Genomic DNA, 13,126 nt, shown 5'->3' on the forward strand with positions numbered 1-13,126 from the left:
GTGCGGGAGGGGGCGGCGTTTGGGGCCCTGCGGGAACGGTGCCTCCGGAGGTGAAGGCTCTGCCGCATCAGGGCGTTTCTCCGTTACGGCTTCGCCTGGCTGGCACCGCCCGCCGCCTCCGGATCTCTCCGAGAGCGGCGGCAACCGGCCGCTTCTGGGGCTGCCCTGCTACGGGCCAGCGCGGTCTGGGTGGCGCGGTCTGGGTGGCGCGGTCTGGCGGCAGGCGCGGGCAAGGCGGCAGGCGCGGGCAAGGCGGCAGGACGGACAAAGGGCGGAGCGGAGCCGTAGGTGCTTGATGTTCTGAGGCGTCGAGCATTTCTGGGGGTTAGATGATCACCGTGCTCGTTGGGTTATGCGCAGGGCTGGCGGTTTGGGTGTGGTCCGGACCTTCGGTTCCAGCCGTGCGCCTGGCGCAGCTGACCCGTGCGGCAGGCCGAGGGTTCTCGCTGCCCGACCTGCTCAAAGCCAGGCGGTCACGCAAAGGGCTGGTGCGGGCCTGGCGCGGTGGAACGGTCGAGTTGTGTCAGGCGGTCGTGGCCGAGCTCTCCGCCGGGCGGACGCCCGGTGAGGCCCTCTCCAGGGCCATCGGCGCCATCGAGGGGCCGCCGGAGATCGTGAAAGCGCTTCGGCCGGTCGCGCGGGTTGCTCGTGACGGCGGAGACGTCGCGGCGGCACTGGTGGATGTGGCGCCGCCCGTAGGAGGGGAAGGGCTGCGGAGGCTGGCGTCCTGCTGGGAGGTCGGGGTCAGCGTCGGTGGCGGGCTGGCGCCTCTCGTGGAGCGCGTGGGCGGGGCGTTGCGGGACATGGAGAACCACCGGCAGGAGATCTCCGCACAGCTCGCCGGGCCTCGGGCCACCGCTCGGCTGCTCGCCGGGTTGCCGGTGCTCGGGCTGTTGATGGCAGCTGGGTTGGGGATGCAGCCGCTGCCGTTCCTCTTCACGACTCTGCCGGGGATCGGGTGTCTCGTCGTGGGGTTGCTGCTCAATGTGGCGGGACTGCGGTGGACGGATCGTATGGTCCGGAAGGCCGAAGACAACGTCCGCTGAGGCGGACAAGGTCTGATCCGGCGACCCCTTTTGGTCGAGATCAGGCGACCCCTTTGGTCGAGATCAGGAGATGAGGGCGTGGTGGTGGGGATTCTGTCCGGGCTGTGCGTGGCGCTTGCCGTCGTGTGCTGGCCGGTTCGGCGTACTGCGGCCGAGCGGCTCAAGGCCGTGGTCGAGCCACCCGAGGTTCGGCCGCCCGTGGCCGAGAATCCGGCGGGCCGGATCGCGATGGTCGCCGGGCCGGTGCTCGTACTGGTGGTGCTCGTGGTCGGTGGGGTCGCCGGGGTCCTGTTGGGGGTGCTGCTGGCGGGGCCGGTGGTCGTCCACTTCAGACGGCAGGAGCCTCCTCAGGAGCGCCGTCGTAAGGAACTCGTCCGGGCCGATCTGCCGTTCGCCGCCGATCTCATGGCCGAGTGCCTGCGGGCCGGTCAGCCGCTCGTGGGGGCGATCGAGATCGTCGCCCGGGTCGTCGACGGGCCGTTGGGGGAGCGGTTGCGGTGGGCGGGTGGGCAGATGCGGTTGGGCGCCGATCCCGTCGAGGTGTGGCGCGGGCTCGCCGCCGAGGACGCGCTCGCCCTGCTGGCCAGGGCCATCGCGCGGGCGGTCGAGTCGGGGGCGCCCGTGGCCGACGTGCTCACCCGGGTCGCCGAGGATGCCCGGCAGGCCGGACGGGCCGCCTCTTCGGCGGCGGCGCGGCGGGTCGGGGTGCAGGCGGTGGCGCCGCTCGGGTTGTGCTTTCTGCCGGCGTTCTGCTTTCTGGGCATCATTCCGGTCGTCGCGGGGCTGGCCACTCAGGTGCTCGCGCCCTGATGGTGGTCGCCGCCTGCCATGATCTTCGAGCGAGGTTTTCCACACCGGTCCCCACTACTGCACAGGGTGTGGACGAACGTTGTCCACAGGTGTGGATAACCGGAGTGTCTCCATGTGGGTTCTGGGCTCGGTTTCCCCTTCCACGCAGGTCTTTTGAGTTATCCACAGGGTCTTTCGTTTTCCACAGTCTGAGCCTGGGGCCGGTGGATACAGCGTCCGGATCGGCAGGCTGGCAACGCCGGGACGGAGGGTCCGGACCGGTGTCAGGAGGACGCGTGAACGTCAAGACCAAGGGCATCTCGTGGACCCGGGCCACGACCGCCAAGGCCAAGCGGGCGCGGGGAGCCGAGCGGTTGCGGGAGGCGGCCGCCCGGGCGGCTCGGGTGCTGGCCGAGCAGGGCGCGGGGCGGCGGGCCGACGCGGGGATGTCGACCGCCGAATACGCCGTCGGCACCATAGCGGCCTGCGGATTCGCGGGGCTGCTGTTCAAGGTGGTGACCTCGCCCGACGTCCAGCAGATGCTCAGCTCGCTCGTGCAGAAGGCGCTGGCGCTGGCCGGATGAGCCGGCGTGAGCGCGGTTCGGTCACCGCCGAGACGGCCGCGGCGCTGCCCGCGCTCGTGGTGGTCCTCGGCGTCGCCCTGTGGGCGGTGAGCGTGGTCGGGGCCCGGCTGGAGTGCGTCGACGCCGCCCGGGCCGGTGCGCGGGCCGCGGCACGTGGAGACGGGCTCTCCGCCGTGCGCGAGGGCGCGCTGACGGTCGCGCCTGCCGGGGCCACGGTCGAGGTGGCGGTGGGGGCGGCGCTCACGCAGGTGACGGTGCGGGTCCGGGTTCGGCCTGTCTGGGCGGTGGCGCTGCCCGAGGTGGCGGTGTCCGCGTCGGCGAGCGCGGCGACCGAGAAGGGCGTGCTGCCGTGAGAGCGAGTTCGGCGACTGACGAGGGTGTGCTGCCGTGAGAGCGAGTTAGGCGACCGGGTCGGTCGGTGGGAACCAGGAGGCGATGGTGAGTGCGCGTGAGGGCGGAAGGCGTGATCGGGGGTCGGCGACCGTCTGGGTCGTCGCGGTGATGGTCTTGGTGTGGGGGGCGGCTTATGTGCTCGTCCAGGTCGGGATGGCGAGGGTGGCCGTGCACGCTGCCCGCACAGCCGCCGACCTGGGCGCGCTGGCCGCCGCCGAACTGGCCCTCGCGGCCCCCCAGGAGGCCTGTGGGCGGGCGGCCGAGGTGGTCGTCGCCAACGACGCCCGGGTCGTGTCGTGTGAGATCAAGGCCGGTGTGTCGGAGGTGACCGCGGGGGTCCGGCTCAGGTTTCCGGGGCTGGCCGAACGGGAGGCGTCGGCCACGTCAAGGGCCGGGCCCGTCTACCTCGACGCGGAACGCTGAACAGGCCCCAGCAGGACGTCGAGGAGTTCCAGCGCCCCCCGCTTGCTCAACGGCTCGTTCCCGTTCCCGCACTTCGGCGACTGGATGCAGCTCGGGCACCCGTGCCCGCACTCGCACGACGCGATCGCGTCCCGCGTCGCGGTCAGCCACGCCACCGCGTTGCCGAAACCACGCTCGGCGAATCCGGCGCCGCCGGCGTGGCCGTCGTACACGAAGACCGTCAGACGCCCCGTGTCGGGGTGGAGTTCGGTCGAGACGCCGCCGATGTCCCAGCGGTCGCAGGTCGCGAACAGGGGGAGCAGGCCGATCGACGCGTGCTCGGCCGCGTGGGCCGCCCCGCCCAGGTCGCCGATCTCGGCGGGCAGGGACTCGGGGGGCAGCGTCCACCACACCGCTTTGGTCCGCAGGCTGCGTGGCGGCAGGTCGAGGGGCTCGTCGCCGAGCATCTCGCCCGTCGACGTCCGCCGCTTCAGGTAGCTGACCACCTGGCGGGTCACCTCGACCGAGCCGAAGTGCAGTTCGCCGGGGCCCAGGGGGTGGGAGCGGAGCGACTCGATCACGGCGATGTCGGTCACGTCGCGGGCGAAGGTCGAGTAGTCGGGGGTGCCGGGCGTGACCAGGGCGACGCCCGTCTCCAGGTCGAGTTCGTCGACGACGAAGGTCTCTCCCTGGTGGATGTGCACCGCGCCGGTGTGCACCGAGGTGTGGGAGGACGCCTCGTCGCACGTTCCGAGCAGGCGTCCGGTGTCGGTCTCCACGATCTGCACGGGCGATCCGCCCGAACCCCGGATGTCGGCCAGGCCGGCGGCCAGGTCGCGGCTGGTCCAGAACCAGCCTGTCGGGCGGCGGCGCAGCAGGCCGTCGGCCACCAGGTCGTCGAGGACCGCGGCCGCGGCAGGGCCGAAGATCTCCAGGTCGGCCTCGGTCAGCGGGACCTCGGCCGCGGCGGCGCACAGGTGGGGCGCCAGCACGTAGGGGTTGTCGGGGTCCAGGACCGTCGCCTCGACCGGGCGGCCGAACAGAGCTTCCGGGTGGTGGACGACGTACGTGTCGAGCGGGTCGTCGCGGGCGATCAGGACCGCCAGCGCGTCCTGGCCGTCGCGGCCGGCCCGGCCGGCCTGCTGCCACAGGCTGGCCCTGGTGCCGGGCCAGCCGGCGATCAGGACCGCGTCGAGGCCCGAGACGTCGACGCCGAGTTCCAGGGCGTTGGTCGTGGCCACGCCGAGCAGGTCGCCCGAGCGCAGGGACTTCTCCAGCAGGCGGCGGTCTTCGGCCAGGTAGCCCGCCCGGTAGGCGGCGATCTTGTCGGTCAGGGGGACGCCCGCGTCTTCCAGGTGGGCCCGGGCGGTGAGGGCGACCGTCTCGGCGGCGCGGCGGGAGCGCACGAACGTCAGGGTGCGCACGCCGTCGACCACGAGGTCGGCCAGCAGGTCGGCGGCCTCGGCGGTGGCTGCCCGGCGAATTGGAGCTCCACCTTCGCCGCGCAGATCGGTCAGGGGCGGTTCCCACAGCGCGACCGTCGTCGTGCCTCTCGGGGAGGCGTCGCGGGTCACCTCGGCCATCTGGAGGCCCGTCAGGCGCATGCCGGTCGTCGCCGGGTCGCTCGCCGTGGCCGAGGCCAGGAAGAACACCGGGGAGGCGCCGTACTTCGCGGAGACGCGGCGCAGGCGGCGCAGGATCTGGGCCACGTGGGAGCCGAAGACGCCTCGATAGCCGTGGCACTCGTCGACGATCACCAGGCGCAGGCGGCGCCAGAACGACGTCCAGGCCGAATGCCTCGGCAGGATCGAGCGGTGCAGCATGTCGGGGTTGGTCAGGACGTAGTTGGCGTTGCGCCTGACCCAGGCCCGTTCCTCATGGGGCGTGTCGCCGTCGAAGGTCGCGGCCCGCAGGCCCTGGACGCCCAGCGCGCCCACCGACCGGAGCTGGTCGGCCGCCAGGGCCTTGGTCGGGGTCAGGTAGAGCACGGTGCCGCCCGACAGGGCCTCGGTGACCGCCGGCACCAGATAGGCCAGCGACTTCCCCGACGCGGTGCCCGTGGCGATGATCACGTTTTGGCCACGGTGCGCCAGGTCGGCGGCCTCTGACTGGTGGCTCCACAACCCCTGTATCCCGAGTCCCCCGAAACCCTCCCGCACCAGCGGGGGGACCCAGTCGGGCCACTGGGCTTGACCTGCCTGACGTGCCGGAACATGCTCCACATGAGTGACCCGCCCGTGGCGGCCCGCGACCGTGACGAGACGGTCGAGAAGAGGACCGTTCCGGTTTGGCGTACGCTCTCGGGGAAGAGCAGGGGACGTCTGCGAAGTCATGGGTTTCCATCCTGGCATCTCTGGGGAGAGTCGCCCGGAGTCGTGATTTCGTATAGACACAGGGGCGTGGCGTGGTTGAATGCCGCGCGTCGGGGTCGTGCTTTCCTAGGATGCACGATCCGCATCGGGACCTACGCAGGCAAGGCGCTGGAGGATCTGTGGATCTGAAGTTGGACCACCGTACCGAGGACCGACTCACCATCGTCGAGGTTGAGGGTGAGATCGACGTCTACACCGCGCCCAGATTGCGTGAGCTGCTCATCGATTTGGTGAACAAGGGGAACTTCCACCTTCTCGTGAACATGGAGAAGGTCGACTTCCTCGACTCGACCGGCCTTGGTGTGCTGGTCGGCGGGCTCAAGCGGGTGCGGGCGCACGATGGCTCCCTGGAACTCGTCTGCACTCAGGAGCGGATCCTGAAGATCTTCCGGATCACCGGATTGACCAAGGTCTTCGGGATCTACGCCTCTGTGGAGGAGGCCAAGGAAGCCCACGGCCGAGACAAGTAGTCATGGCCACCGTCGAGCTGACGTTCAGCGCGCTACCGGCCCACGTGCGTACCGCTCGGTTGGTCGCGACGGCCATCGCCCGGCGCACCGGGGTGGCCGAGGCGCTGCTGGACGAAGTACGGCTCGCCGTCGGAGAGGCGTGCTCCCGGGCCGTGGAGGCACATCGTCTCCACTGCCCGGGAGAGCCGATCCGGATCGAGCTCAAAGACGACTCGGGGCGGTTCGAGGTCACCGTGACCGACGCCGCCCCCAGCGACGACCTGAAGGCCGTCGACTCCTCTGACGGCTACCGGCTGGTCGACGCGATGCTCGGGATAGTGCCCGAGATGCCCGGCCTCGGGATCGCGGTGATCGCCGGCTTGGCCGACGACGTCGAGGTCTCACCCGGCCCCAACGGTGTCAAGATCAGAATGAGCTGGCCGGCTGCTCCGACTCCTAACGGGTTGGCTGCCGTCTAGTCAGGGCTCCCGGTCATGCGGGAGCCCTTTTTTACTTGTGCGCAATCCCCGCGACATACGGCGATGCCCAATCCGCAGCCGATCTGTTCACCAATTTGCGGGGCGCAGGGGGTTCATATATGGCGGAGCGCTGCGTAGAGTACCCGGCACCGGCCAAGGTATTGCGGAACGCAACCGGAAGCGGCACTGCCAATGACCCGGAAGTGCGCCGCCGGAGCTCTCCTCCAACGGGGCAGCCGTAACATTTTGGGGCAGCCACTCCCGGGCAGGACCTACCCGTCTGGCCGAGGAGGACGGATTGTCTGCTCCTGCACATTTTCTAGCCGTGGATGACGGTACGGCGGTTTCCCTGAGCGGTGGTCACCTCACTCTCGTGGTCGTGGTGGCGGCCGTGGCCCTTCTCGCCCTCGCTGTCGCGGGCGGGCTCGTACGCGAGGTTCTCGCCGCGGGCCAGGGCACCGAGCGCATGCAGAACATCGCGAAGGCCGTTCAGCAGGGCGCCGCCGCCTATCTCACCCGGCAGTTCAAGACGCTTGCCATCTTTGTCGTGTTGATCCCGCTGGTGCTTCTGTTGCTGCCGGCGGAGACGACGGGGGTGCGTATCGGGCGCAGCGTCTTCTTCGTGATCGGCGCGCTGTTCTCGGCGCTGACCGGTTTCATCGGCATGTGGCTGGCGGTGCGCGGCAACGTCCGCGTCGCCGCGGCGGCCCGTGAGTCCGGTGAGAAGACGGCGATGCGCATCGCCTTCCGCACCGGTGGTGTGGCGGGCATGTTCACCGTCGGGCTGGGCCTGCTGGGCGCGGCCATCGTGGTGTTCGCGTACAAGGGGGACGCGCCGAGCGTCCTCGAAGGGTTCGGTTTCGGCGCGGCCCTGCTCGCGATGTTCATGCGAGTCGGCGGCGGCATCTTCACCAAGGCCGCCGACGTCGGCGCCGACCTGGTCGGCAAGGTCGAGCAGGGCATCCCCGAAGACGACCCGCGCAACCCGGCGACCATCGCCGACAACGTGGGCGACAACGTCGGCGACTGCGCCGGCATGGCGGCCGACCTGTTCGAGTCGTACGCGGTCATGCTGGTCGCCTCGCTGATCCTGGGCAAGGCGGCGTTCGGCACCGAGGGCCTGGTGTTCCCGCTGATCGTCCCGATGATCGGTGTCATCACGGCGATCATCGGCATCTTCATCACCGCGCCCCGGGCGGGCGACCGCAACGCGATGGCCGCCATCAACCGCGGCTTCTTCATCAGCGCGATCATCTCGGCGATCTTCGTCGCGGTGGCGGCGTTCCTCTACCTGCCGGGCAGCTTCGCCGAGCTGAACGGCGGCGTGCAGAACCTCGACGCCGACCCGCGCTGGATCGCCATCGGCGCGGTGCTCGTCGGTCTGGTGCTGGCCAGCGCGATCCAGATCCTCACCGGCTACTTCACCGAGACGAACCGCCGTCCGGTGAAGGAGATCGGCGAGAGCTCGCTGACCGGCCCGGCGACCGTCATCCTGTCGGGCATCTCGGTCGGCCTCGAGTCGGCCGTCTACTCGGCGCTGCTGATCGGCGGCGCCGTCTACGGCGCCTTCCTGCTCGGCTTCGGCAACGTCACCGTGGCGCTGTTCGCGGTGGCCCTGGCCGGAACCGGTCTGCTGACCACGGTCGGCGTGATCGTGTCGATGGACACCTTCGGCCCGGTCTCCGACAACGCGCAGGGCATCGCCGAGATGTCCGGCGACGTCGAGGGCGAGGGCGCGCAGGTGCTGACCTCGCTCGACGCCGTGGGCAACACGACCAAGGCGATCACCAAGGGCATCGCCATCGCGACGGCCGTGCTCGCGGCGACGGCGCTGTTCGGCTCGTTCCGGACCGCCGTCGAAACCGCGCTGGCGGGTGCGTCGCCGACGGTCAAGGAGATGCTGGGCAGCTTCCAGGTGTTCTCCCTGTCGGTCGACTCGCCGAACACGCTGGTCGGCCTGATCATCGGGGCCGCGGTCGTCTTCCTGTTCTCCGGTCTGGCGATCATGGCGGTCGGGCGCGCGGCGATGCGGGTGGTCTTCGAGGTACGCGACCAGTTCCGCAGCAAGCCCGGGATCATGGCGGGCACCGAACTGCCCGACTACTCCCGCGTGGTCGACATCTGCACCAAGGACTCGCTGCGTGAGCTGGCGACGCCGGGTCTGCTGGCCGTCATGACCCCGATCGCGGTCGGTTTCGCGCTGGGATACGCCCCGCTGGGCGCCTTCCTGGCCGGAGCCATCGCGGCCGGCACCCTGATGGCGGTCTTCCTGTCGAACTCGGGCGGCGCCTGGGACAACGCCAAGAAGCTCGTCGAAGACGGCCACCACGGCGGCAAGGGCTCCGAGGCGCACGCCGCGACGGTCATCGGCGACACCGTCGGCGACCCGTTCAAGGACACCGCCGGTCCGGCCATCAACCCGCTGATCAAGGTCATGAACCTGGTCGCGCTGCTGATCGCGCCGGCCGTCGTGACCTACTTCGACAACGTCGCCCTGCGGGTCGGCGTGACGGTCGTGGCCGTCGTCGTCGTGGTCGGCGCGATCATCGCGTCGAAGCGGCGCTCGGTGACGATCGACAAGCCGAACAGCGACAACGAGAAGAAGCTGGAGCCGGTGGTCAGCTAGACCCCCGGCGACGACGGCCCCCCGGCACCCACGTGCCGGGGGGCCGCCGCACGTCCATAGACTCGTTGTTCATGAACGACAAGGGTGGCCGCGGCCTGGCAGTCATTCTGCTCGGCATGGCTCTGATGTTCGCCGTGATCGTGGCCCTCGCCATGTGGGCGATGCCCTGAAAGACGCCCTGAAAGGGGAGTTGACCGCGTGAAGACGCTGATCGTGTTGCGGCACGCCAAGGCCGAGCACACGCCCGGGGTGCTCGACTTCGACCGGGTGCTGACCAGCCGCGGCGAGCGCAACTCCCGTGAGGCCGGTGAGCTGATCGCCCGGCTGACGCCCGACCTGATCGTGGCCTCGCCGTCGGCCCGCACCCGGCTGACCGCCGAACTCCTCGGCCTCGAAGGCGTGCCCATCGAGTTCGAGCGGGACGTCTACGAGGCGTACACCGACGAGCTGATCGAGATCGTTCGGCGCACCGATCCCGAGGTCGGCACGCTGGTGCTGGTCGGGCACAACCCGTCGGTACACGACCTGGTGGTGCAGTTGTCGGGGCCGCAGACCGAGACGTTCAAGCCGGGGGCGTTCGCCGTGATCGAGTTGCCGGGGCCGTGGGAGGAGCTCGACCCGGGCACCGGCACCCTGGTCGATGGCCACCAGCCTTAGAGACCGCGGCCTCGCCGTCGGCTACGGCCTCGTCGGCGCGGCCGGCCTGCTCATCCCGCTCCTCGTCGGCCTGGCCACCGGGCGGCCCGCCATGGGCGGCGTGGTGGCGCTCGGCGCCTTCCTGGTGACCATCAGGGCCAATCCCGATCCGCCGGGTGTACGTCTGTCGTTCATGCTCGCCGGCGTGCTCGTGCTGGCCGCAGGGTCGGTCCTGGGCGTGTTACTCGTCGGGAACGACTGGCTGCTGATCCCCGTGGCGACACTGGCGGCGGCCCTGGCCATCCGCTTCCCGGTGGTGGGCTTCACCGCGCCGCTGGCGCTGCTGCTCACGGCGGCCAACCCGCTGCCGGTCGACCCGATCCCGCACCTGGTCCTCCAGGTGGTCGGGGGACTGCTGGCCGCCTTCCTGCTGACGCTGCCGTGGGCGTGGCGGCGGACCCGGCCGCTGGCCGCCACCCTGGCCGAGACCGCCGGCCTGCTGGCCGACCTGCTGGAGGCGACCTTCGACGGCGAGCGCCGGGAGGAGCTGCGCGACGAGGTCGCCAAGGCCCTCCACGACGCCCGCACCGCCTGCGCGCGGCACCGGTGGGAACGCCGCTCGCGCGACGCCGAGCGGGTCACCACGGCCCTGCGCAGGGTCTTCTACGAGGCCATCACGCTGCGCGAGCTCGCCGAGGCGACCGACCTGCGCGCCGAGATCGAGCCGCTGACGTCCGAGCTGGCCGCCCGCATCCGGGACCTGTTCCACGACGACGTCGAGATCGCCGAGGTCGACTTCGCCGCCCTGATCGACGAGATGCGGGGCGAGCGGCCCGACGACGAGCGCGAGCTGCTGCGGCTGGTGCTGCTGCGGCAGATCGACCACGCCGCGACGCGGATCAGGGCCACGCTCGGCCAGGCGAGGATGCCCGCGATGAAGCTGAAGTCGGTGCTGATCCCGATCCCCCGGCTGCCCGCGGAGAGTCCGGTCACCGACGCCATCATGGTGGTTCCGCGAAGCCCGATCATGCGCATGACCAGAGACGACCCCGGCTTCCGCCATCTGCTGCGGGCCATGCTCGGCACCGCGATGGCGTGCGTGATCATCGCGATCTTCACGCCGGAGCACGCGCAGTGGCTGGCGCTGGGCGTGCTGCTGACCATCCAGCCCACCTACGGCGAGACCCTCGACAAGGCCGGCGCCCGCGTCGGCGGCAGCATCGCCGGGGCGCTGGTCGCCGCCGTGGTGCTGCTGATCGCTCCCGGGTACGGCTGGCTCGCCGCCCTGATCGTCATCAGCGCCGGCCTGGGCTTCGGCCTGTACGCCGTCCACTACGCCTACTGGGCCACGTTCATGACCATGTGCGTGCTGCTGCTGATCGACATCCAGGCGATCCAGACGTGGGAGATCGCCGGGTTCCGGATCGGGCTGAACGTGCTCGGCGGGGCCATCGCGCTGGCCTGCGTGCGGTTGCTCTGGCCGCGCGGCGAGGCGGTGCGGCTCCGGCGGCGGATGGCCGACCTGCTCCGGGCGCACGCCCTGGCGGCCCGCACGCTGGCCGAGGCGACCCGGGGCAGACGGCCCGAGGGGGCGGCCGAGCTGGCCATCCGGCGGGCCGCCGACATGGCCGAGGCGGTCGGGCAGGGCATCGCGGCGATGGCGCACGAACCCGGCGCGGGCGAGACGGGCCACGTCGCCGAGCTGCTCGACGAGGTGACCAGGGTCCGCGACGGGCTCATCACGCTGACCTCGGTGTTGCGGGAGGACCCGGGCAACGACGTCGGCCCGGCTCCGGCCGTGCTGCAGGCGGTGGCCGACCGGCTGGAGGGCGGGGCGGCGGCCGTACAGGAAGGAGAGCCCTATCAGCCGCAGGGTGACGTCGACCAGACGCTCTCCGAACTGCGGACCTGGCTGGGCAAGCTGGCGGTCACCCGGCTCGGCGAGCTCGACGCCGACCCGGCCGACTCCCGCACCGAGGTCAGGAGGGCCCTGCTGCACGCGGCCGCGGCCGACCACGCGCTCAAGGCCCTCGCCGACGACTCGGCGCGGGTGGTGAGCCTGGCTACCGGGGACCGGTGAGGCCGTCTTCGGCGTCGGCCGCCTCCACCTCTTCGCGGGAGATCCCGAGCAGGTAGAGGATCGAGTCGAGGTAGGGCACGTTCAGGGCGGTGTCGGCCTTGGCCCGGACCACCGGCTTGGCGTTGAAGGCGATGCCGAGCCCGGCGACCTCCAGCATGTCGAGGTCGTTGGCGCCGTCGCCGACCGCGACCGTCTGGGTGACCGCGATCCCGGCCTGGGCGGCGAAGCGTTCCAGGGCGCGGGCCTTGCCGGGCCGGTCGACGATCTCGCCGACGACCTTCCCGGTCAGCCGGCCGTCGACCACTTCGAGGGTGTTGGCGGCCGAGTAGTCGATGCCCAGGTCGGCCACCAGCGTGTCGGTGATCTGGGTGAACCCGCCGCTGACGATCGCGAACTTGTAGTCGAGCCGCTTCAGCGTGCGGACCAGGGTGCGGGCGCCCGGAGTGAGCACGACCTCCTTGGCGACCTTCTCGAAGACCTCCTCGGGCAGCCCTTCGAGCAGCGCGACCCGGCGGATCAGCGACTCGGCGAAGTCGAGCTCGCCGCGCATCGCCGCCTCGGTCACCCGGGCCACCTCGTCGAGGTTGCCCGCGTGGCGGGCCAGCAGTTCGATGACCTCGCCCTGGATGAGGGTCGAGTCGACGTCCATGACCACCAGGCGCTTGGCCCGGCGGAGGATGCCGGTGCGCTGCACCGCCACGTCGACCTGCTGGTGGCTGGCCTCGATGGCCAGCTCGGACCGCAGCGTCTTCGGGTCGGCGCCGGAGACGGCCATCTCGATGCAGGTCACGGGGTAGGACGACAGGCGTTCGATGCGGTCGATGTTGGCGCCGCTGGCCGCGATGCGGCCGGTGATGCCGGCCATCGCGGCCGGGGTGAGCGGGTTGCCGAGGACCGAGATGTGCAGGCGCCCTCGCCTGCGGGCCTCCTTGGAGGCCGTCCCGGTGGTCAGTTCGAGGTCCATGTCCAGGTCGGCCGCGACCTGCTCGATTGCGGTCCACAGGCCGCCGATGGTCTCACCGGTGCCCTTCGGTTTGCCTCCCGCGTAGGCCACCAGGACGCCGAGCGTCAGGCGGCCGCGGATGACCACCTGTTCGACGTCGGCGACGGTCACGGGAAAACCGGAGAGTACGGAGAAAAGTCGGGAGGTGACCCCAGGGCGGTCAGGACCGGTGAGCGTGATCAGAAGAGTGCGCTGTTTCATCCCGGATCTCTGGGCGTAGGACGGTTCCGTCGTCTCAACGCTACTGGGCCTGATCCCGGGGCCGTA

General features: G+C 70.9%; 12 protein-coding genes. 10 read left to right on the top strand and 2 right to left on the bottom strand.

Annotation, left to right across the window (positions count from 1 at the left end; translation table 11 throughout):
- Window positions 1–401: 401 nt before the first annotated feature.
- The 5 genes from AW271_RS27475 to AW271_RS27495 all read left to right on the top strand — a co-directional run bounded on the left by AW271_RS27475 (window position 402) and on the right by AW271_RS27495 (window position 3,235).
- Window positions 402–1,046 (top strand): type II secretion system F family protein, encoded by a 645-nt coding sequence (locus AW271_RS27475; protein ID WP_245653225.1) that lies wholly within the window; start codon window positions 402–404, stop codon window positions 1,044–1,046.
- A gap of 198 nt (window positions 1,047–1,244) precedes the next feature.
- Window positions 1,245–1,856: a type II secretion system F family protein gene (locus tag AW271_RS27480; protein ID WP_245653226.1), complete on the top strand. Its 612-nt coding sequence runs from the start codon at window positions 1,245–1,247 to the stop codon at window positions 1,854–1,856.
- A 275-nt stretch (window positions 1,857–2,131) separates the two neighbouring features.
- The gene (locus tag AW271_RS43220; RefSeq protein WP_369408475.1) at window positions 2,132–2,419 is read left to right on the top strand and encodes a DUF4244 domain-containing protein; all 288 of its coding nucleotides are present in this window, start codon (window positions 2,132–2,134) and stop codon (window positions 2,417–2,419) included.
- A complete protein-coding gene (locus tag AW271_RS27490) occupies window positions 2,416–2,772 on the top strand; it encodes a TadE family type IV pilus minor pilin (protein WP_062340503.1) in 357 nt (118 codons plus the stop codon). The genes AW271_RS43220 and AW271_RS27490 overlap by 4 nt, the downstream gene beginning before the upstream one ends.
- Window positions 2,773–2,857: 85 nt before the next feature.
- The gene (locus tag AW271_RS27495; RefSeq protein WP_245653227.1) at window positions 2,858–3,235 is read left to right on the top strand and encodes an Rv3654c family TadE-like protein; all 378 of its coding nucleotides are present in this window, start codon (window positions 2,858–2,860) and stop codon (window positions 3,233–3,235) included.
- Here the strand turns inward: AW271_RS27495 and AW271_RS27500 are convergent.
- Window positions 3,214–5,547, bottom strand: coding sequence for a DEAD/DEAH box helicase (locus AW271_RS27500; protein WP_439649010.1), 2,334 nt, complete (start codon window positions 5,545–5,547; stop codon window positions 3,214–3,216). The genes AW271_RS27495 and AW271_RS27500 overlap by 22 nt on opposite strands.
- A gap of 158 nt (window positions 5,548–5,705) precedes the next feature.
- Between AW271_RS27500 and AW271_RS27505 the strand changes: the two genes are divergently transcribed.
- The 5 genes from AW271_RS27505 (at window position 5,706) to AW271_RS27525 (ending at window position 11,856) form a co-directional block, all read left to right on the top strand.
- Window positions 5,706–6,056: an STAS domain-containing protein gene (locus AW271_RS27505; RefSeq protein ID WP_030456213.1), complete on the top strand. Its 351-nt coding sequence runs from the start codon at window positions 5,706–5,708 to the stop codon at window positions 6,054–6,056.
- A gap of 2 nt (window positions 6,057–6,058) precedes the next feature.
- Window positions 6,059–6,514 carry an ATP-binding protein gene (locus AW271_RS27510; protein WP_062340505.1) on the top strand — a complete coding sequence of 152 codons (456 nt, stop codon included), beginning with the start codon at window positions 6,059–6,061 and terminating at the stop codon, window positions 6,512–6,514.
- Between the two features lie 325 nt (window positions 6,515–6,839).
- Entirely contained in the window at window positions 6,840–9,140 is a 2,301-nt protein-coding gene (locus AW271_RS27515; RefSeq protein WP_062340506.1) for a sodium-translocating pyrophosphatase, read from the top strand.
- A 198-nt stretch (window positions 9,141–9,338) separates the two neighbouring features.
- Window positions 9,339–9,797 carry a SixA phosphatase family protein gene (locus tag AW271_RS27520; protein WP_063818133.1) on the top strand — a complete coding sequence of 153 codons (459 nt, stop codon included), beginning with the start codon at window positions 9,339–9,341 and terminating at the stop codon, window positions 9,795–9,797.
- Window positions 9,781–11,856: an FUSC family protein gene (locus AW271_RS27525; protein WP_062340507.1), complete on the top strand. Its 2,076-nt coding sequence runs from the start codon at window positions 9,781–9,783 to the stop codon at window positions 11,854–11,856. Before AW271_RS27520 ends, AW271_RS27525 begins: the two co-directional genes overlap by 17 nt.
- Here AW271_RS27525 and serB read toward each other — a convergent pair.
- Window positions 11,840–13,060, bottom strand: a complete 1,221-nt coding sequence (gene serB / locus AW271_RS27530; RefSeq protein ID WP_062340638.1) for a phosphoserine phosphatase SerB — start codon at window positions 13,058–13,060, stop codon at window positions 11,840–11,842. The genes AW271_RS27525 and serB overlap by 17 nt on opposite strands.
- Between the last annotated feature and the right edge of the window lie 66 nt (window positions 13,061–13,126).

Origin of the sequence: Herbidospora sakaeratensis (assembly GCF_001570525.1) — a bacterium.
GTDB lineage: Bacteria > Actinomycetota > Actinomycetes > Streptosporangiales > Streptosporangiaceae > Herbidospora > Herbidospora sakaeratensis.

Excerpts from the sequence above, each read along its gene's own strand:
- AW271_RS27490 (WP_062340503.1), top strand. The coding sequence starts at position 2,416 with ATGAGCCGGCGTGAGCGCGGTTCGGTCACCGCCGAGACGGCCGCGGCG.
- AW271_RS27500 (WP_439649010.1), bottom strand. The coding sequence starts at position 5,547 with ATGACTTCGCAGACGTCCCCTGCTCTTCCCCGAGAGCGTACGCCAAAC.
- AW271_RS27510 (WP_062340505.1), top strand. The coding sequence starts at position 6,059 with ATGGCCACCGTCGAGCTGACGTTCAGCGCGCTACCGGCCCACGTGCGT.
- AW271_RS27525 (WP_062340507.1), top strand. The coding sequence starts at position 9,781 with ATGGCCACCAGCCTTAGAGACCGCGGCCTCGCCGTCGGCTACGGCCTC.
- serB (WP_062340638.1), bottom strand. The coding sequence starts at position 13,060 with ATGAAACAGCGCACTCTTCTGATCACGCTCACCGGTCCTGACCGCCCT.